The sequence below is a fragment of the Streptomyces sp. NPDC026515 genome, from assembly GCF_055567595.1.
On record NZ_JBVHQD010000006.1, the window covers coordinates 19,926 to 39,600 of the forward strand.

At 71.1% G+C, this 19,675-nt stretch carries 16 protein-coding genes and 1 pseudogene; 11 read left to right on the plus strand and 6 right to left on the minus strand.

Annotation, left to right across the window (positions count from 1 at the left end):
* Nucleotides 1-37 precede the first annotated feature (37 nt).
* Nucleotides 38-301 carry a WhiB family transcriptional regulator gene (locus ACZ4O3_RS13210; RefSeq protein WP_003975777.1) on the minus strand — a complete coding sequence of 88 codons (264 nt, stop codon included), beginning with the start codon at nt 299-301 and terminating at the stop codon, nt 38-40.
* Nucleotides 302-918: 617 nt separating this feature from the next.
* On the opposite strand from ACZ4O3_RS13210, the gene ACZ4O3_RS13215 reads away from it, so the two are divergent.
* The 4 genes from ACZ4O3_RS13215 (at nt 919) to ACZ4O3_RS13230 (ending at nt 4,911) form a co-directional block, all read left to right on the plus strand.
* Nucleotides 919-1,413, plus strand: a complete 495-nt coding sequence (locus tag ACZ4O3_RS13215; RefSeq protein ID WP_362727579.1) for a cysteine dioxygenase — start codon at nt 919-921, stop codon at nt 1,411-1,413.
* Nucleotides 1,414-1,446: 33 nt separating this feature from the next.
* Complete coding sequence (gene cofD, locus ACZ4O3_RS13220; protein WP_362727577.1) at nt 1,447-2,406, plus strand: 2-phospho-L-lactate transferase; 960 nt, start codon at nt 1,447-1,449, stop codon at nt 2,404-2,406.
* Entirely contained in the window at nt 2,403-3,758 is a 1,356-nt protein-coding gene (locus tag ACZ4O3_RS13225) for a coenzyme F420-0:L-glutamate ligase (RefSeq protein WP_467722199.1), read from the plus strand. Before cofD ends, ACZ4O3_RS13225 begins: the two co-directional genes overlap by 4 nt.
* Nucleotides 3,759-3,897: 139 nt before the next feature.
* Nucleotides 3,898-4,911, plus strand: a complete 1,014-nt coding sequence (locus ACZ4O3_RS13230; protein WP_467722200.1) for a DNA-3-methyladenine glycosylase family protein — start codon at nt 3,898-3,900, stop codon at nt 4,909-4,911.
* Nucleotides 4,912-4,995: 84 nt separating this feature from the next.
* Here ACZ4O3_RS13230 and manB read toward each other — a convergent pair whose 3' ends face one another.
* Both manB and ACZ4O3_RS13240 read right to left on the minus strand, forming a co-directional pair.
* Complete coding sequence (gene manB, locus ACZ4O3_RS13235; protein WP_362729365.1) at nt 4,996-6,078, minus strand: mannose-1-phosphate guanylyltransferase; 1,083 nt, start codon at nt 6,076-6,078, stop codon at nt 4,996-4,998.
* A gap of 165 nt (nt 6,079-6,243) precedes the next feature.
* Nucleotides 6,244-7,367 (minus strand): annotated as a pseudogene (locus tag ACZ4O3_RS13240) (peptidoglycan recognition protein family protein).
* Between the two features lie 110 nt (nt 7,368-7,477).
* Here ACZ4O3_RS13240 and ACZ4O3_RS13245 point away from each other — a divergent pair.
* The 5 genes from ACZ4O3_RS13245 to ACZ4O3_RS13265 all read left to right on the plus strand — a co-directional run bounded on the left by ACZ4O3_RS13245 (nt 7,478) and on the right by ACZ4O3_RS13265 (nt 14,224).
* Nucleotides 7,478-8,233: a TIGR03089 family protein gene (locus ACZ4O3_RS13245; RefSeq protein WP_362722310.1), complete on the plus strand. Its 756-nt coding sequence runs from the start codon at nt 7,478-7,480 to the stop codon at nt 8,231-8,233.
* Between the two features lie 352 nt (nt 8,234-8,585).
* Nucleotides 8,586-9,710, plus strand: a complete 1,125-nt coding sequence (locus tag ACZ4O3_RS13250) for an LCP family protein (protein ID WP_467722201.1) — start codon at nt 8,586-8,588, stop codon at nt 9,708-9,710.
* A 242-nt stretch (nt 9,711-9,952) separates the two neighbouring features.
* Nucleotides 9,953-11,683, plus strand: coding sequence for an LCP family protein (locus ACZ4O3_RS13255; RefSeq protein WP_362722305.1), 1,731 nt, complete (start codon nt 9,953-9,955; stop codon nt 11,681-11,683).
* Nucleotides 11,684-11,925: 242 nt separating this feature from the next.
* On the plus strand, nt 11,926-13,536 hold the full coding sequence (locus ACZ4O3_RS13260) for an LCP family protein (protein WP_467722428.1): 1,611 nt from the start codon (nt 11,926-11,928) through the stop codon (nt 13,534-13,536).
* 154 nt (nt 13,537-13,690) lie between these two features.
* Complete coding sequence (locus ACZ4O3_RS13265; protein ID WP_362722303.1) at nt 13,691-14,224, plus strand: hypothetical protein; 534 nt, start codon at nt 13,691-13,693, stop codon at nt 14,222-14,224.
* 122 nt (nt 14,225-14,346) lie between these two features.
* Here the strand turns inward: ACZ4O3_RS13265 and ACZ4O3_RS13270 are convergent, their stop codons facing one another.
* Nucleotides 14,347-15,384 (minus strand): glycosyltransferase family 2 protein, encoded by a 1,038-nt coding sequence (locus tag ACZ4O3_RS13270; RefSeq protein ID WP_362722300.1) that lies wholly within the window; start codon nt 15,382-15,384, stop codon nt 14,347-14,349.
* A 126-nt stretch (nt 15,385-15,510) separates the two neighbouring features.
* On the opposite strand from ACZ4O3_RS13270, the gene ACZ4O3_RS13275 reads away from it, so the two are divergent.
* Nucleotides 15,511-17,016 carry an LCP family protein gene (locus ACZ4O3_RS13275; RefSeq protein WP_467722202.1) on the plus strand — a complete coding sequence of 502 codons (1,506 nt, stop codon included), beginning with the start codon at nt 15,511-15,513 and terminating at the stop codon, nt 17,014-17,016.
* Between the two features lie 159 nt (nt 17,017-17,175).
* Here the strand turns inward: ACZ4O3_RS13275 and ACZ4O3_RS13280 are convergent, their stop codons facing one another.
* Entirely contained in the window at nt 17,176-17,724 is a 549-nt protein-coding gene (locus ACZ4O3_RS13280; protein ID WP_467722203.1) for an acyl-CoA thioesterase, read from the minus strand.
* A gap of 119 nt (nt 17,725-17,843) precedes the next feature.
* Here ACZ4O3_RS13280 and ACZ4O3_RS13285 point away from each other — a divergent pair, with 119 nt between their 5' ends.
* Complete coding sequence (locus ACZ4O3_RS13285) at nt 17,844-19,115, plus strand: LCP family protein (protein ID WP_467722204.1); 1,272 nt, start codon at nt 17,844-17,846, stop codon at nt 19,113-19,115.
* Nucleotides 19,116-19,178: 63 nt separating this feature from the next.
* Here ACZ4O3_RS13285 and ACZ4O3_RS13290 read toward each other — a convergent pair whose 3' ends face one another.
* Nucleotides 19,179-19,544 (minus strand): four-helix bundle copper-binding protein, encoded by a 366-nt coding sequence (locus ACZ4O3_RS13290; protein ID WP_362727904.1) that lies wholly within the window; start codon nt 19,542-19,544, stop codon nt 19,179-19,181.
* Between the last annotated feature and the right edge of the window lie 131 nt (nt 19,545-19,675).

The window sequence follows — 19,675 nt, forward strand, 5'->3', positions numbered from 1 at the left end:
GCGCAGCTCAGTTGTGTGCGTCCGGTGGCTGTCCGGTTCAGACGGCGGCCTTCTTGAGACGGCGGCGCTCACGCTCGGACAGTCCGCCCCAGATACCGAACCGCTCGTCGTTGGCGAGGGCGTACTCGAGGCACTCGGAGCGCACCTCGCAGGCGAGGCAGACCTTCTTGGCCTCTCTGGTGGAGCCGCCCTTCTCGGGAAAGAAGGACTCGGGGTCGGTCTGGGCGCACAGCGCGCGCTCCTGCCAGCCGAGTTCCTCGTCCGCGTCGTCGACCAGCAGTTGCTGCACCAGCTCGGTCATGTGCGCCCCTCGTCTGTCTTTCACGTCCCCGTGCCCGGCCGTTACCGATTTCGGCTGAACGACACGAGTGAAATTACAAGTGTGCTGCTCCGGGCGAGTCAAGCCGAGATCTGCTATTGGGCCCGTTATTCACTCTGCGGAACCAAGGCCGTGCGGAAAGTGTTCAAATCGCCATAAACCTTGACATGCAGACGAGGCCCATCAGGGCCCCCGACCCCATACAGAGCTTGTACGGAGAAGGACGCCCAGATGTTCGATCGCGTTCCGCGGTGGCACGCGCGCCCAGTTGTGCGCCATGTGTCCCGGGTGCCGGATGAACAAACCTTTCGTCAGAGAGATGAACCGGATGAGGTGAAACATGTCCCACATACCGGGCGTCGAGTTGACACTGCGGGTGTGAACCGATGTCCTAGTGGGCATGCTCGCGAACTTGGCATTCACCTCGACCCGCACCGCCGGGTCCCACGGTGCTGCCCGCGCTCGCTGTAGCTGTTGCTGTTCCAGCTGTTGAGCCGTAGCCGTATCGCACCGCTCCAGCTGCTGACCGGGCCCCCGAGGGCTCGGTTTTCGCATCTCGTTCCCCGCTGACCTTCTTCACTGAGGAACCACCGCACCCCATGAACAGCGACAACGACCTGCAGATCGCCGGCGACATCCTCGAAGTCCCCCACCTGCTGCAGCCCCCGCGCGAGCACCCGGTCACCGTGGCCGAGTTCGCCGGGCTGGCGCGTGCGATCGCCGCCGACCGCGCCCAGTGGGCTCACCTCGTGCGCTACGACGCCACCACGCGCTGGTACCACCGGCTGCGCACCGGCCCCGGCTACGAGGTGTGGCTGCTGTCCTGGGTGCCCGGGCAGGGCAGCGGATCGCACGACCACGGCCGTTCCTCCGGCGTACTGACCGTGCTGGAGGGCACGCTCACCGAGCACACCGCGCGGGGCACGCGCGCGCTGACCGCCGGCGCACAACGGGTCTTCGCGCCGGGGTACGTGCACGAGGTGGTGAACGACGCGCTGGAGCCGGCGGTGAGCCTGCACGTCTACTACCCGGGCCTCACCGAGATGCCGATGCACGCCGCGCAGAGCTGCGAGGCCCGACCCGTGACCGCGTGACGCGTTGTCGGACCCGCCTGCGAGACTTGGCGCATGCGCATTGTGGTTCTGGCAGGCGGTATCGGCGGTGCCCGGTTCCTGCGCGGTCTGAAGCAGGCCGTGCCGGACGCCGACGTGACCGTCATCGGCAACACCGGGGACGACATCCACCTCTTCGGCCTGAAGGTCTGCCCGGACCTCGACACGGTGATGTACACCCTCGGCGGCGGCATCAACGAGGAGCAGGGCTGGGGGCGGGCCGACGAGACCTTCCATCTCAAGGAGGAACTCGCCGCCTACGGGGCGGGACCTGACTGGTTCGGTCTGGGCGACCGGGACTTCGCGACGCACATCGTGCGCACCCAGATGCTGGGCGCCGGCTACCCGCTGAGCGCGGTGACCGAGGCGCTGTGCGACCGCTGGAAGCCGGGCGTGCGGCTCATCCCGATGACCGACGACCGGGTGGAGACCCACGTGGCCGTCGAGGTCGACGGCGAGCGCAAGGCGGTGCACTTCCAGGAGTACTGGGTACGGCTGCGGGCGTCGGTGCCCGCCGAGGCGGTGGTGCCGGTCGGCGCCGAGCAGTCCAAGCCGGCCCCGGGCGTCCTGGAGGCCATCTCCGAGGCGGACGTGATCCTTTTCCCGCCGTCCAACCCGGTGGTCTCGGTCGGCACGATCCTCGCGGTGCCCGGCGTCCGGGAGGCGATCGCCGGTGCCGGGGTGCCGGTGGTGGGCCTCTCCCCCATCGTCGGGGACGCGCCGGTGCGCGGGATGGCCGACAAGGTGCTCGCCGCGGTGGGCGTGGAGTCGACGGCGGCGGCGGTCGCCGAGCACTACGGCTCGGGGCTGCTGGACGGCTGGCTCGTCGACACGGTGGACGCGGGCAGCGTGGCGCGCGTCGAGGAGGCCGGCATCCGCTGCCGGGCGGTACCTCTGATGATGACCGACCTGGAGGCGGCCGCTCAGATGGCGCGGGAGGCGCTGGCGCTCGCCGAGGAGGTGCGCGGGGCATGACCGAGGAGACCGACGACAAGACCGGCACGATCGACACGACCGGGGACGCGGTGCCGGAGTACCGGGTGTGGGCCCTGGCCGGGTTCCCGGAGGTCCAGCGGGGCGACGACCTGGCCAAGCTGATCGCGGCGGCCGGACCGGGGCTGGCCGACGGGGACGTGGTGATCGTCACGTCGAAGATCGTCTCCAAGGCGGAGGGACGGCTCGTCGAGGCGACCGACCGGGAGGCCGCGATCGACGCCGAGACCGTGCGGGTGGTGGCCCGGCGCGGGCCCCTGCGGATCGTGGAGAACCGGCAGGGTCTGGTCATGGCCGCGGCGGGGGTGGACGCCTCCAACACTCCGTCCGGGACCGTGCTGTTGCTGCCCGAGGACGCCGACGCCTCCGCCCGCGCGATCCGCGCGGGGCTGCGCGACGCCCTCGGCGTCAACGTCGGGGTCGTCGTCACGGACACCTTCGGGCGCCCCTGGCGCGCGGGACTCACCGACGTGACCATCGGCGCCGCCGGGGTCCAGGTGCTGGACGATCTGCGCGGGGGCGTGGACGCGTACGGCAATCCGCTGGTCGCGACCGTCGTCGCCACGGCCGACGAACTCGCCGCCGCCGGTGATCTGGTCAAGGGCAAGGCGGCGGGGCTGCCGGTGGCCGTGGTGCGCGGGCTCGGGCACATCGTGACCGCGGCGGGTGACGAGGGCGAGAGCGCGCGGGCACTGGTCCGGGACGCGGCCAGTGACATGTTCCGGCTCGGCACGTCCGAGGCGGTCCGGGAGGCGGTGACGCTCCGGCGGACGGTGCGGGCGTTCACCGACGACCCCGTCGACCCCGGGGCGGTGCGGCGGGCGGTCGCCGCGGCCGTGACGGCGCCGGCGCCGCACCACACGACGCCCTGGCGGTTCGTGCTGCTGGAGTCGGAGGAGTCACGCCTGCGCCTGCTGGACGCGATGCGGGACGCGTGGATCGCCGACCTCACGAAGGACGGCAAGTCGCCGGAGTCCATCGGCAAGCGGGTGCGACGCGGTGACGTGCTGCGGAACGCGCCGTATCTGGTGGTGCCCTGTCTGGTGATGGACGGGTCGCACACCTACGGGGACCCGCGGCGGGACGCGGCCGAGCGGGAGATGTTCGTGGTCGCGACGGGGGCGGGTGTGCAGAACTTCCTGGTCGCGCTGGCCGGGGAGCAGCTGGGGTCGGCGTGGGTCTCCTCGACGATGTTCTGCCGGGACGTGGTGCGGGAGGTGCTGGCGCTGCCGGCGGGGTGGGATCCGATGGGGGCGGTGGCCGTGGGGAAGGCGGCGCAGGAGCCGCGGGCCAGGGCCGAGCGGGATCCGGAGGACTTCATCGAGGTGCGGTGACCCACGCCCGCGGTCCGGGGAGAACCGGGCCACGGGCGGGTGCGGGCCACCTGTGGCCGGCCGCGCCCAGGCGGCGGCGGTCGCATGTCGGACACGGTCCGCGCCCCTGAAAGGGCGCCTGGCGCCTAGGATCTCTTGAGTGGCTGGACGTTTCGCTCCGCGGCCCACCCGGGTGACTGTGCGGGGTGGGCAGGTGGTCGTGCCTGCGGCGGGTGTTCCCCGGCAGGCGACCGCGCCCGGCCGGGTGCGGCTGTGGAGGCCGGCCGGAGATCTCGATCTCGGGCTCGTGCTGGGGCCGTTGCGGCGTGGGCCCGGGGATCCGACGTTCCGGGCCACCTCCGACGGGTCCGTGTGGCGGGCCAGTCTCACGCCTGCCGGTCCCGGCACGCTGCGAGTCGCCGTGTACGGCGGTGAGGTGCGCGCGGAAGCGTGGGGAGTCGGTGCCGAGTGGCTGCTGGAGCAGTTGCCGGAACTGCTCGGCTCCGCCGACGACCCGTCCCTGTTCGTGCCCCGGCACCGCGTTCTCGCCAGCGCCCGGCATCGGCGGCCGGGGCTGCGGCTGACCCGGACCGGGCTGGTCCTGGAGTCGCTGATCCCCTCGGTGCTGGAGCAGAAGGTCACCACCGACGAGGCGTACCGGGCCTGGCGGTTGCTGGTACGGCGGTTCGGGGAGCGGGCGCCCGGACCCGCGGGCGTGGGCGAGCGGCCGATGTGGGTGATGCCGGCACCGCGGACCTGGGCGCTGATTCCCTCCTGGGAGTGGCACAAGGCCGGCGTCGACGACAAGCGGGCGTCGACGATCCTGCGCGCGGTGCGGGTCGCCGCACGGCTGGAGCAGGCGGTGGGGATGGCCGCGGAGGCCGCGCAGGCGCGGCTGGAGGTGGTGCCGGGGGTGGGGCCCTGGACGTCCGCGGAGACCGTGCAGCGCAGCCACGGGGCGGCGGACGCGGTGACGGTCGGGGACCTGCATCTGCCGGGAATCGTGGGATTCGCGCTGGCCGGGGACCGGCATGCCGACGACGAGGCCATGCTGCGGCTGCTGGAGCCCTACGCGGGGCAGCGGCACCGGGCGGCCCGGCTGATCCTGCTGAGCGGGCAGGTACCCAAGCGGCGGGCACCGCGGATGCCGCGCGGGGACATCGGCCGACTGTGACGTACGGGCGGGTGACGCACCCTCCAGGGGCGGGGCCCCGGCCGGTGCGCGGCCCCGCCGCGGCCGTACCTGCTCAGCAGCCCCCTACTGGTCCGAGGAGAACCGCACCGCCCCCGCCGGGATCATCGCGTCGCACCACACCCGCGCGCCCTCCCGCAGCTCGTTGTCCGCGCCGACGGTCGCTCCGTCGCCGATCACCGTGCCCGTCAGGACCGCGCGCTCGCCGACCCGGGCGCGGTGGCCGATCAGGGAGTCGGTGATCACCGCGCCGGGTTCGATCACGGCGCCCGACAGGATCGTGGAGCCGAAGACCCGTGCGCCCTCGGCCACGAACGCGCCCTCTCCCACCACCGTGCCACCCGTCAGCTTCGCGTCCGCCGCGACCCGGGCCGTGGGCAGGATCAGGCGGTCGCCGCAGCGGCCGGGGACGGCCGGGGACGGAGCCCGGCCCAGGACCAGGTCCGCCGAGCCGCGGACGAAGGCCGCCGGGGTGCCGAGGTCGAGCCAGTACGTGGAGTCCACCATGCCCTGGAGATGGGCCCCGGCCGCCAGCAGGTCGGGGAAGGTCTCCCGTTCCACCGACACCGGGCGGCCCTGCGGGATCGTGTCGATGACCGAGCGGCGGAAGACGTACGCCCCCGCGTTGATCTGGTCGGTGACGATCTCCTCGGGGGTCTGCGGCTTCTCCAGGAACGCGAGGACCCGGCCCGTCTCGTCGGTGGGGACGAGACCGTACGCCCGCGGGTCCGTGACCTTGGTGAGGTGCAGGGACACGTCTGCGTCGGTGCTCTCGTGCATCTCGACGAGCGCCCTGATGTCCAGGCCGGTCAGGATGTCGCCGTTGAAGATCAGGACCGGCTCGTCGGGGCCCGAGCGGAGACGGGCCGCCACGTTGCGGATGGCGCCGCCGGTGCCGAGCGGTTCCGCCTCGGTGACGTACTCGATGTGCAGGCCGAGTGCCGCGCCGTCGCCGAAGTACGGCTCGAAGACCTCCGCCAGATAGCTCGTCGCGAGGACGATGTGGTCCACGCCCGCCGCTCTGGCTCTGGCCAGCTGGTGCGTCAGGAACGGTACGCCCGCGGCCGGGACCATGGGCTTGGGCGTGTGGACCGTGAGCGGGCGCAGCCGGGTGCCTTTGCCGCCGACCAGGAGAATCGCTTCTGTCACCTGTCGTCTCTGCTTCCTGCCGGGACCGGCCGAACTCTCTTCTGTCGGCCGGCCAGTGTATGCAGACCGTGCGACGGCGCCCTCGACGGCCGCGCGGTGCCACGCGGCATCGGTGTGCGGTTTCCCCCGACTGCCCCCGACGGCGGTGAACGCGGTCCCCCGTCCTCAGCGTCCCTGGAGGTGCGCGGAGCCGGTCCGGGCCGAGCCGAGTTCGGCGTAGAGCTTCGCGCCGGGACACTCGGTGGCGTACCCGTCCCTGTGGCCGGAGATCACGTTCAGTCGTACGTTCTTCCCCTTTGGGTAGAGATTGCCACCGCCGGACTTCAGATATGTCTCCCCCGTCGGATTGGCCCCGAAGAGCCCGAGCTTCCACGATGTCCCGCCAGCCCATGCTCACCACGTGGCAGCGGTGGACACCGCGGATGACGGACGGGGCCTGGGAGCACTTGTACCCGTTGCCGGAGGAGGTGTGGTGGACGAAGGCCGCCTTGACCTTCCCGGTGTACACGAACCCCTTCTCGCGCAGTGACTCGTCGGCGCCCCGGCCACGGCGGGCGACGATCCTCGTTCAGAGCCGGGATCTCGCTGACGCCGAACGGTGCCAGGTCGGTGTCGGCGGCCGCCGACGCGTCCGCCTCGGTGCCGGTGCGGGGAACGTCGGCCGGCGGGCCCTGCGGAAGGGCCTCCTCGCCGGGGCCGACGAGTTCCAGACGCAGGCCGGCCGGGAGCAGGTCGCGCCCGCCGGTGGGGTGCTGCCGCGCGGGCCGGGATGGTCATCGAGTTCGGCACGCACCCGTACGTCGACGCCGTCCGAGTCACCCGCCCACAGGGGGGCGGTGCCGCCGTGCACACGACCCGAGTCGGTTCTTGCCGTGCCCGGGTCGGCGCCGTGGTCGGCGTTGTGCGTGTCGACGTCCTGCCGGCCCGTCCAGTCGCCGGTGGCGGCCGACCGCGTGCGGACCTGGAACAGGCCGTGCAGTTCGGTTCCGGGGTTGTCCCAGCTGACGCCGACGAGGGAGAAGTGCTCCAGGTCGTCGCGGTGCAGGCCCTGTTCGGGGGCCTGGCCGAGGACGCGTTCCCGGGTGCGGGGTGGTGAGGGGCAGTGACCGGTGCCGCCGGTGGGGGCGGCACTCCCGGTGGGGCGGCCGGTGCTCGTCGCGGCCCCGCTCCGCCGCCGCGGCGGCCGCGGACGGCATGGTCAGCGCGACGGCGGGGAGGGCGAGGGCCGCCGCGCAGGTGACGCCGATCGAGGAAGCCTGGAATCCACGCACGCCTCTGATCTCGGACATAATCGATATGCATGCCCATTTCGTGACTGGCGGTCCGTCGAATGCGACCGCGTCGAACCGGTGGCCCCGCCGGGCGGTGGTCGCGTCGGCCGCGGCGTACGCTTTCCCGGGTGAACGCCACCGATCGCACCCCCGCCGACCTGCTGCGTTCCGCGCTCGCCGCGGACCCCGGCCGCCCCCTGGTGACCTTCTACGACGATGCCACGGGCGAACGCGTCGAATTGTCCGTGGCCACCTTCGCCAACTGGGTGGCCAAGACCGCGAACCTGCTCCAGGGTGACCTCGCGGCCGGGCCCGGTGACCGGGTGGCCCTGCTGCTGCCCGCGCACTGGCAGACCGCGGTGTGGCTGCTCGCCTGTTCGTCGGTGGGCGTGATCGCGGACGTGGGCGGGGACCCCGCGGCGGCCGACGTGGTGGTGAGCGGGCCGGATTCGCTGGCGGCGGCCCGGGCCTGCCGCGGGGAGCGGGTCGCTCTCGCGCTGCGGCCGCTGGGCGGGCGTTTCCCGGTGGTCCCGGACGGCTTCGCCGACTACGCGGTGGAGGTGCCGAGCCAGGGGGACCGGTTCGCTCCGTTCGCGCCCGTCGATCCGGAGGAGCCGGCGCTGATCGTGGCCGGTGCGGAGATGAGCGGGGCCGAGGTGGTGGAGCGCGCGCTCGCGGACGCGCCGGGTCTGGACCTGACCGGTCCCGGGTCACGACTGCTGTCGGGGCTGGACTTCGACACGTGGGAAGGCCTTAGTGCGGGTCTGTACGCGCCGCTGGCGGTCGGGGGGTCGGTGGTGCTGTGCCGGCACCTGGCGGAACTGAGCGAGAAGGACACCGCCAAGCGAATCGAGAGCGAACGGGTCACGGCGACGGTCCGGTAATCCCACCCACCGACCACAAACCGTCGAGCCCGTCCACGGACCGCCGCCCGCCGCCCGCCGCGGACGGACGGGCCCGCTCCCCAGCCGCGGACCGGTGGGGCCGTTCGCCGGACGGATCGACGGGGGCCGTCCTCCGACCTCGGGCGCTGAGCGCCTTCATCAGCCACGGACCAGCGGGGTCGCGTGCCGGGCGACGGCAAGTGACGTCCTCGCCGGACGAGCCGGCAGGGCCACCCGCCGGACGCGGGTCCGTGCGGCGTGCGTGCGCCGCAGGTCAGTGGGGGTGGGGCCGCTCACCCTTGTGGAGTAGTTACCGCCGCCCTGCGCCCTCACCCCCGGGCACTCTGGAGGAGTGACCGACGTCGGAGGGGCAACCGCGACCGGGGACGGCATTGCCCGGCGTCTGCGGCGGCGTTGGCTGCGGGGTGCGGCGGTGGTCGGCGCGCTGCTCGGCACCGGCACGCTCGCCTGCGGCTGGGTGCTGTACGACCGGCTCAGCCACAACATCACCCCCGACGAGGCGGCCGCCGCCGAGCTCGCCCGCTACGAGCGGGAGCGCCCGACCGCGCTGGTGCGCGGCGCGCAGAACATCCTCCTCATCGGGTCGGACACCCGTGCCGGGAGCGGGAACCGCCGTTACGGCAAGGACCTGGGCACCGAGCGGTCCGACACGACGATCCTGCTGCACCTCGCCGCGGACCGGCGCAGCGCCACCGCCGTGTCCCTGCCCCGGGACCTGATGGTGCACGTACCGAGCTGCCTGCGGAGCGACGGCCGCCGCAGCGAGCCCTCGTTCACGCTGTTCAACTCGGCGTTCGAGGTCGGAGGTTCGGCCTGCACCATCCGCACCGTCGAGAAGCTCACCGACATCCGGATCGACCATCACGTCGTCGTCGACTTCAGCGGTTTCAAGAACATGGTCGACTCGATCGACGGGGTGCAGGTCTGCCTGAAGGAACCGATCGACGACAAGGCGGCCAAACTGCGGCTGCCCGCCGGGCGGGTAACTCTGAACGGGGAGCAGGCTCTGGGCTACGTACGGGCGCGCAAGTCCCTCGGAAACGGCAGTGACACCGAGCGGATGGAACGGCAGCAACTGTTCCTGGGGGCACTCGTCAACAAAGTCCGGGGCAGTGACGTACTGCTGAACCCGGCGAAGCTCTATCCGCTGCTGGACGCGGCGACCTCCGCGCTCACCACCGACCCGGAGCTGGCCAGTCTGCGCGGTTTGTACCAACTCGTCCGCGGATTGCGTGACATCCCCACCGAACAGGTGCAGTTCCTCACCGTCCCGCGCGAGCCGTATGTGTACGACTCCAATCGTGACCAGCTCGTGGAGGGCAGGGCGGACGCCCTTTTCGCACTGCTGCGGGCCGACAAACCGGTGCCGGTCACCAAGAAGAACACTTCCTCCTCGGAAGACTCCGAGGCATCCGGGTTTCACGGGAACACCGCCGCCGAGGACAGTTGCGGGTAATGCACCCGCCAAGGCGGCGAACTTCGGCGCCGTTCGTTGTCAGTTAAATGAGGCGGATTGCCCGGTTGTAGGGAGGATGAATTTGTCACTGGCGTCCCTTGACGCTGAACTGGACGGATAGTGTGAGCCCTCCGGTGCACCCGGCCGCGAGGTCCGTCCTGGGGCCGTGCACTGTTAACCGTGACCGAGCGCCTTGATGGGGGGAAGGCGCCGCGTGGCCCCGACGGAGGATTCGGACAACCGTGGACGCGCAAGGCCGTGGGCGGGCGGACAACATCGATCCCGCAGACCAGTGGGTACTCAATCCGGACACCGGCGAATACGAGCTGCGACTGACACCTTCCGCACCGCAGTCGTCGGTCCCCGGGCCGCGCCGGCCGACATCGTCGCGCACCGGCACGGGCGCCGACGCACCGCGGGAGACCGCGGGCCGGGAGACTCCGGGACAGGTGCCGGGGCAGCGCAGGCGGCGTGCCGAGCCCGAGCCGCCGCCCGGGCGGCGCTCACGGCGGCCGGTGAAGAAGAAGTCGAAGGCCAAGAAGGTGCTGCTGTGGACCGGCGGCTCGATGGCCTTCGTCCTGGTCGCCGTCTCGGCCGCCGGCTACCTGTACGTGAAGCACCTCAACGACAACATCACGTCCGTCTCCGACGACGGCGCGAGCACCGGCGGCTTCAGCAAGGACAAGGCGATCAACCTGCTGGTGATCGGCACCGACAAGCGCACCGGCAAGGGCAACGAGGGCTACGGCGACACGGGCAGCGTCGGGCACGCCGACACCAACATCCTGCTGCACATCTCCAAGGACCGCTCCAACGCGACCGCGCTGAGCATCCCGCGCGACCTGATCGTGGACGTCCCGGACTGCCCGACCGAGCAGGCCGACGGCACCCAGAAGGTCATCCCGGGCACCACCGACGTCCGCTTCAACACCAGCCTCGGCCAGGACGGCCGTACGGCCAGCTGCACGGTGCGCACGGTGACCGAGCTGACCGGGATCACGCCGGACAACTTCATGGTGGCCGACTTCAACGCGGTCAAGACGCTGACCGACGCGGTCGGCGGGGTCGAGGTCTGTCTGGCCAAGGACATCGACGACTCGGACTCGCACCTGAAGCTGTCCAAGGGCACCCACAACATCTCCGGCGAGACCGCGCTGGCCTTCGTGCGCACCCGGCACTCGGTGGGCTTCGGCGGTGACCTGAGCCGGATCCAGCTGCAACAGCAGTTCCTCAGCGCCCTGATGCGCAAGCTCAGCTCCAACTCGACGCTCAGCAGCCCCACGAAACTGCTGAAGCTGGCCGAGGTCGGCACCAAGGCGCTGACCGTCGACTCCCAGCTGGACAGCATCGGCAAGCTGAAGGACCTGGGTCTGGAGCTCGGCAAGCTCAACCCGAAGAACCTGACCTTCACCACCGTCCCGGTGATCGACAACCCGGCCGAGAAGGTCAAGGCGACCGTCGTGCTCAACGACACCAAGGCGCCGCCGGTCTTCGCGGCCATCAAGGACGACGTCTCCTTCACCGCGGTCAAGAAGAAGCAGGCGCAGGCCAGCAAGGACGCCGCGGCCGCCCGCCTCAAGGGCCCCAAGTCCGCGGCCTCCGAGGTGCGGGTGCGGATCCTCAACGGCGGCGCCCCGGCCGGCAGCGCCCAGGAGACCCTCAGCTGGCTGCAGAACGACAAGGGCGTCCTCAAGTCGGAGAACTCCGGCAACGCGCCCGCCGAACTCGCCAAGACCACGCTGGAGTACGGTCCCGACCAGGCTTCACAGGCCCGCGAACTGGCCTCCCTGATGGGGCTGTCCGGCTCGGCGCTGAAGCCCGGCAAGAGCGTGACCAACTCCCAGGGGGTGCCCGCGATGACCCTGACGCTGGGCAAGGACTTCCAGGGGGCGGGGGTGTCCCTCACCACTCCGACAAAGGCGCCGGACGTGGACAGCAAGACCACCGCGGACAAGGTGACCTGCGCCAAGTAGGAGCAAGCGGCGTGCGGTGGCGGTGAGTTGCTCTCCGATGACACCAAGTCACAGCAAATTGGCAGGTAACCCTATGGGTCCGTCACGCGTCTAACCGGGCGCGGGGCGGACCCGTGCGGTCCGTGGCACGTCCGATGGGGGGCGTCGGCGGCGGGCCGGTGCGCGTGAGCGCGCAGGGCGGGGAGGGCAGGGAGTTGACGCAGAGCGACGTGCGCGGGGAAGTGCCTGCGGTCGAGGACACGATGTCCCTCGCACCGAAGGCGTCCGAGGCGGCGGGCGGCCGCGATGCCGGCCGTGGGGGCGGCACCGGCGGGTCACGAGGCCAGAACGGCGGCCGTCGCAGACGCGGACGGCGCGTGCTGCGCTGGTCGGCGACCGGCCTCTCGGTGGTGATCCTCGGTACGGCCGGCGCCGGATACCTCTATTACCAGCACCTGAACGGCAACATCCACAAGGGCCAGCGCAGCAGCGGTGACTCCAAGGCACGCAGGACCGCGCCGAACGCGGCCGGGCAGACTCCGATGAACATCCTCCTGATCGGCTCCGACAGCCGTAACTCCGCGGAGAACGTGAAGCTCGGCGGCAGCAAGGACAACGTGGGCAACCCGCCGCTCGGCGACGTCCAGATGCTCATCCACCTGTCCGCGGACCGCAAGAGCGCGTCGATGGTGAGCATCCCCCGGGACACCCGCGTGGACATACCCAAGTGCACGGACCCGAAGACCGGCAAGGTGTTCCCGGCGACCAACAGCATCATCAACGAGTCACTGGCCCGCGGCGGCGCCGGCTGCACGCTGGCCACCTGGGAGAACCTCACCGGGGTCTACATCGACCACTGGATGACGATCGACTTCGCCGGTGTGGTGAAGATGGCCGACGCCATCGGCGGGGTCGAGGTCTGCGTCAACCAGAGCGTGTGGGACCACCCGACACCGCAGGTGCCCGGCGGCTCCGGGCTGAAGCTGACCGCCGGCAGCCACAAGGTGCAGGGCAAGCAGGCCCTGCAGTGGCTGCGCACCCGGCATGCCTGGGGCAGCGACCTGATGCGGGCCCGCGCCCAGCACATGTACCTGAACTCGATGATCCGGACGCTCAAGGGGCAGAACGTCTTCACCGACACCCCGCGCCTGATGGACCTGGCTGAGGCGGCCACCAACTCGCTGACGGTGTCCGAGGAGATCGGCACGGTCAAGAAGCTGTACGACCTGGCCATGCAGCTGAAGTCGGTGCCGACCAACCGCATCACCAGCGTGACCATGCCGAACGTGCCGGACCCGCAGAACGACGACCACGTCGTACCGGACACCGTCAACGCCGACAAGATGTGGCAGATGCTCCGCGACGACGTGGCGTTCGACAAGAACGGCGACGCGAAGGAGAGCGGGAAGAAGAGCAGCGGGAGCGCCCCGGCGACCAAGTCGCCTTCCGTACCCGCCGATCAGCTCGGGGTGCTGGTGCGGAACGCCACCGGGACCTCCACCGAGGCCGCGGTCTCCGGCCGGGCCCGGACGATCGCCACGCAACTCGGCGCCAAGGGCTACACCAGGGCCGCCGCGGACACCTCGGGGACCGCCGAGTCCGTGGAGAAGACGGTCGTGGAGTACCCGAGCGCGGACCTGCTGGGCGATGCGCAGGCGGTCGCCAAGTCACTGGGGATCCCGGTCGGCCAGGTGAAGCAGACCACCGATGTGTCGGGCGTCACGCTCGTCGTCGGTGCCGACTGGCGTGAGGGGACGGCGTATCCCAAGCAGTCCGCGCCGAAGGCCGGTGACCTGCCGGACAACTCCGACGCCATCAACGGCTCCGACACCAAGCAGTGCATGGACGTGTACGCGCCCTATCGGTGGCAGTAGCCCCCTCCCCCGCCCCCGCACAGGCAGGCACAGGCAACTCCTAAGCGACTGCACGACACTGCCGTCGTGCCCGGGTGTCCGAGACGGACCCGGGTGCGGCGGCGGTGACGAGCGGAGGGCGGGCAGGTGGTGCGCGGGGCAGAAGCCCCTGAACATGCCGCTGATCGGCTCGGACGCCCGGGACACCGCCGAGAACCGGAAACTGGGCGGCGCCAAGGACATCGGCACCGCCGCCCGCGCCGACGTGCAGATACTGCTGCGGGTCTCGGCGGACCGCACCGACATGTCGGTGGTGTCCATGCCCCCGCGACACCCTCGTCGACATCCCCCGGCGCGCGGACGCCGACACCGGCAAGGTGTACGACGGCCCCGGCACGGTCACCGAGTTCTACGACCTGAGCAGGGAGCCGAAGAGGTCCCCATCCGGCGCATCACCGTGACGACCAGGCCGTGGGTGTACTCCTCGGACGGCAATCGCGTCCTGCCCAAGCCCGCCGACGCGGCCAGGCCGTGGCGGCTGGTCCGCGAGGACATCGCGCTGGAGGGCAAGGACAAGAAGAAGACGGCGGCCACGACGAAAGATCACCGACGAGGCGGCCGCCGACTCCTCGGCGCCGCTCAGCGAGGACCGGACGCCGGTGCGCCATCCGAGCGCCGGCCTGGCGGGCGACGCCCAGCGGGTCGCTGAGGCACTGGGTGTGCCGGCCGGCCGGTGAAGAAGGCCACGGACGTCGACGGGGTCAAAGGCCTGCATGCACGTCGGCCCGGACTACACCTGGCAGTCCGGGCCGCGCCGGAGCGGGCGGGTGCTCAGCCGGAGGAGGAAGGGGTGAGCACCGCAGGACGGCGGGACGCGATGACCCGCCTCGCCAGGGACCGGGGGCTGGTCAGGAAGCCGTACCCCCATGCCATGTGCATGGTGGCGAGGGCGAGCGGGATCTGGAGCCGTGCCTTGAGCGGCAGGCCCTTGCCGGCCGGGACGGATCCGGCGGCTATCGCGGCGAGGTAGCCGCCCGGGATCACGAACCCGAACGGGGTGACCAGGGCGCCGACCACGATCCCCGCGGCTATCGCGCACACCGCCGTCGGCGGGGCGAGGTAGCGCAGGTTGATGGAGCCCTCGTGGTAGCGGGCGACGACGTGCCGCCAACGGCCGTAGTCCTTGTACTGCTTGGCGAGGGCCTTCACCGACGGCCGCGGCCGGTACGACACCTTCAGCTCCGGCGAGAACCAGATCAGCCCGCCGGCCTCGCGGATCCGGAAGTTCAGCTCCCAGTCCTGGGCGCGGATGAACTCCTCGTTGTAGCCGCCCTGTTGCTCCAGGGCCTCGCGGCGGAAGACACCGAGGTAGACGGTCTCGGCGGAACCGGCCTCGCCACCCGTGTGGAAGGCGGCGTTGCCCACCCCGATCTTCGAGGTCATGGCCGCCGCGACCGCGTGCTCCCAGGCGTTCTCGCCCTCGGCGTGCATGATGCCGCCGACGTTCTGCGCGCCGGTCTCCTCCAGCAGCCGCACGGCGGTCGCGATGTAGTTCGGGGAGAGCATGCCATGGCCGTCCACGCGCACCACGATCGGATGCCGGGAGGCCTTGATCGCGGCGTTCAGCGCGGCCGGGGTGCGGCCGGTCGGGTTCGGGACGGTGTGCACGCGGGCGTCTTCGGCGACGAGCTGCGCCGCGATCTCGTCCGTGCGGTCCGTGGACGGACCGAGGGCGATGACCACCTCCAGCTCACCGGCGTACTCCTGCGCGAGGATCGCTTGGACGGCCCCGCGCAGATGCCGCTCCTCGTTGAGGACGGGCATGATCACAGAAACTGCGGGGTGCCGCACGTCGGGCTTGGCGTTCATAGGGGGCTCACGTTACCGCGAACGGGCGACACCGGTGCGCGGCGCCGGTGCCAAGCCGCGGGCTGAAGGTCGTATCGGCCTACCGTGCTCACGGATCCCACGTACGGCCCCGTCCGGAGGTGTCCTTTGGCCGCCAGCCCGCCCCGGTCCCCCGCCCGGCCCGCCCGGCCGCAGCGGCGACCGCAACCCACCCGCCAGGCCCCGCGGCCGCCGGTACGACCCGCGAGGCCCCGGCGGCCGCGCTGGGCCATGCGGGCCGTGACCACACTCTCGGTGGTGGTGCTGGCGTCGGCCGGGATCGGGCACTCGGTGATGGCCAGTCTCGACGCGGACATCGCCCGGGTGGACCCCTTCAAGGACATGAAGAACCGGCCCCGCCAGGGCCACGGCATGAACGTCCTGCTGGTCGGCACCGACGGCCGCGACAAGATCACGGAGAAGGAGCGCCGGAAATACCGGCTGGGCGGGGCACCCTGCCACTGCACGGACACGATGATGATCGTGCACATCTCGGCGGACCGGGAGCGGGCGACGGTCGTCAGCCTGCCGCGCGACTCGTACGCCGAGGTCCCGCCGCACACCGACGCGACGACGGGCCGCACGCACGGCGCCCACCCCATCAAGCTGAACGCGGCCTACGCGGAGGGCGGCCCGCAACTGACCGTCCGCACGGTCGAGGACATGACCCATCTGAAGATCGACCACTATCTGGAGGTCGACTTCATCACCTTCATGCGGACCGTCGACGTGCTCGGCGGGGTCCAGATCTGCACGCCGCAGCCGCTGAAGGACTCCTACACCGGGCTCGACCTCTCCTCCGGCACGCACATGCTGCACGGCGGGCAGGCCCTGCAGTACGTCCGCTCCCGGCACGTCGACGCGGCCAGCGACCTCGGCCGGATGAAGCGGCAGCAGCGGTTCCTGGCCTCGCTGATCGAACAGGCGTCGTCGTCGGGCGTGCTGCTGAACCCGATCAAGTTCCGGGACGTGACGCGGGCGGTGCTGGGCTCCGTACGGGCCGACACGGGCTTCGGCACGGACGAGCTGCTGGACCTCGGCCGGGCGATGCGCAACTTCTCCCCGTCCTCGTCCGAGTTCACGACCGTCCCCGTCGCGCAGCTGGGGTACGCCGTGAAGGGCATCGGCTCGACGCTCAAGTGGGACCAGGCCGGGTCGGACCGGCTGTTCCAGTCCCTGCGCGAGGACAAGCCGCTGGCCCCGCCGGCACCCAAGCGGCCCGCCGGGCCGACGCCGGTGACCGTGGAGGTGGCGCCGCAACAGATCCGGGTGCAGGTGGAGAACGGCACCGGGACGGTGGGGCTCGGGCGTCGGATGGACGCGGCGCTGACGACGGCGGGGTTCGCGGCGAACCACCAGCCGGTGACCGCCGTCCGGCACGACGTGCGGCGGACGGTGATCTCCTACGACCCCCGCTGGGACCGCTCGGCCCGGTCGCTCGCGGCGGCCCTGCCGGGGAGTGAGCTGCGGGCGGTGCGCGGCATGGGACCGGTGCTGCGGGTGACGGCCGGGGCGGACTTCAAGGGGCCGGAGAGTGTGCGGAAGGTACGGGTGGAGGCGCCGGTTCCGCAGGGCGAGGCGGCGGTGGTGCGGGGGGACGAGACGGTGTGCTGAGCGCGGGGCTTCGCCTGCGGGCCGGTGGGGGCCGTTCGCGCAGTTCCCCGCGCCCCTGATGAGCAGGGCGCTGCACGAGCGCCCCCGAAAGGCACGGGAAACTGCGCGACAAGCCCAAACCGGCCCGCGGCCGACCGGGCACGGGCCGACAGGCCCTAGCTAGTTCTCGAAGCCCTCCGCGATACTGCGTTCGCGCAGCTCGCGTATCTCGCGTCGTCTCGCCAGGCGGTGCGTCCGGCGGATCTGGGCCTCCTGGTAGCGGCGCCGGTCCCGGTCGGTCTCCGGAACCACCGGCGGTACCCGGCGGGGCTTGCCGTCGGCGTCGACCGCCGCGAAGACCAGGTAGGCCGAGCCGACCTGGGTGGCGGGGTTCGACTCGTTCCAGCGCTCGGCGAGAACCCGCACGCCGACCTCCATGGACGTCCGGCCGGTCCAGTTGACCTGCGCCTTGACATGGACCAGGTCGCCGACCCGGACCGGCTCCAGGAACGCCATCTCGTCCATGGACGCGGTGACGGCGGGTCCGCCCGAGTGGCGCCCGGCGACCGCGCCCGCCGCGTCGTCGACGAGTTTCATGATCACGCCGCCGTGCACCGTGCCGAGGAGGTTGGTGTCGTTGTGGGTCATGATGTGGCTCAGCGTGGTCCGGGACGCGGACGTCGGCTTGCCGGGAATATCGGACTCCGCCTCGGGGGCCTGGTCTGTCATGCCCCCTACCTTATGCCGAAGTGACAATCACGGAATTTGTGTCGGGTTGGCAACAGCGGTGCCCTGATTTCCCGACGACCCTTGTAAGAGGTACAGGCGCTGCCTGCACACTGGGGCCCATGAGCGAATGGCCCGAGGGACGGTCGAACGACAACCGCGGCAACCGGTACGGACGCGGTAGCGCAAGCGCGCAGCCTGAGGGCGCCCGCGTGATGCGCCAGGTACGACGCGGGGAGCCGTCGGCGCCGCCGTACGGCGCGCCGCAGCAGGGGGGCGGCGGCTACGCCGGCGTCCCGCAGCAGCCGGCGTACGGCAACGGGTACGACAGCGGCTACAACACCGGCCAGGTCTACGGCGGCGGCCCCGGGGGCGGGGGACCCGGCGGCACTCCTGAGCGCGGCCCGCGTCCGGCTCCGAACTGGCGCAAGCGGATCAAGTGGACCGCGATCGTCGTGGTGAGCGTGCTGATCGTCACATCCGTCGCGACCTACTTCTGGGCCGACTCCAAGCTGCACCGGGACGTCGACCTGTCGAAGGTCATCGACCGTCCCTCCGCCGGTGAGGGCACCAACTACCTGATCGTCGGTTCCGACAGCCGCAAGGGCATGTCGGACGAGGAGAAGAAGAAGCTGCACACGGGGTCGGCCGAGGGCCAGCGCACGGACTCGATGATGATCCTGCACGTCGGTGACAACGGCGACACACTGATCTCCCTCCCCCGCGACTCGGACGTGGAGATCCCCTCGTACCAGGGGTCCACGTCCGGCAAGGTCTACCAGGGCACCGGCCGGCACACGAAGCTGAACGCGGCCTACGCCGAGGACGGCCCGACCCTGCTCGTGCGCACGGTCGAGTTCAACACCGGGCTGCGCATCGACCACTACGTGGAGATCGGCTTCGCCGGCTTCGCGGACATCGTGGACGCGGTCGGCGGGGTCACGATAGACATCGACAAGGGCTTCACGGACAAGTACTCGGGCGCCGACTTCAAGGCGGGCAAGCAGACCCTGAACGGCGAGGAGGCCCTCGCCTTCGTCCGCACCCGGCACGCCTTCGCCGCGTCCGACCTCCAGCGCACGAAGAACCAGCAGAAGTTCCTGGCGGCGCTGGCCCACCAGGTGGCGACCCCCTCGACGATCCTGAACCCCTTCAAGCTCTACCCCACCCTCGGCGCGGGCCTGGACTCCCTCACCGTCGACAAGGACATGAGCCTGTGGGACCTGGCGTCGATGTTCTTCGCGATGAAGGACGTCAACGGCGGCGACGGCACCTCGATGAACATGCCGGTCTCCGGCTCCACGGGCGGCAACCTCGTCTGGGACAAGGCCAAGGTCAAGACACTGGTCGACGAGTTGAAGAACGACCAGAAGGTCACCGTCACCGACAACTGAGACGGGTCGTACACGGTTCGGGGGCACCCTGCGGGGCGCCCCCGACGCCGTTTCAGCGGGGTGTCACATGGACGCGCCCGCCATCGAGCGGCACATCTCGGCGCAGTTGCGACACGCGTCGGCGCAGCGCTTCATCTGCGGGTCGTCCGGCATGGACATACACGCCTCGGCGCACATGTCGCAGGCCTTGGCGCACATGGCGCACATCTCGGCGGACAGCGGCGAGCGCCGCATCATCATGTCGGCGCACATCCGGGTCATCTCGGAGCAGTCCATCAGCGCGCGCATGATGCGCATGTGCGCCTGGCCGCCGTCCATGGACATGCAGGAGCTCATGGTCTCCTCGCACATCGTGTGCGTGGCCATGCACATGTTGACGCACTCCTGCATCTGCTTGCTCATGGCCGTCATGGGTCCGGTCTGGGTCATGGCTCCTCCAGGGGAGAGAGGGAAGGGCCCGGGGCAGGCCCCGTTCGTCTTCCTTCTAAGCCCGACCGATCGGTAGCGCCATTCGGCGACAGCACGGGAAAAGGCGCCCCGAAGGACGCCTTTCCGGTGGT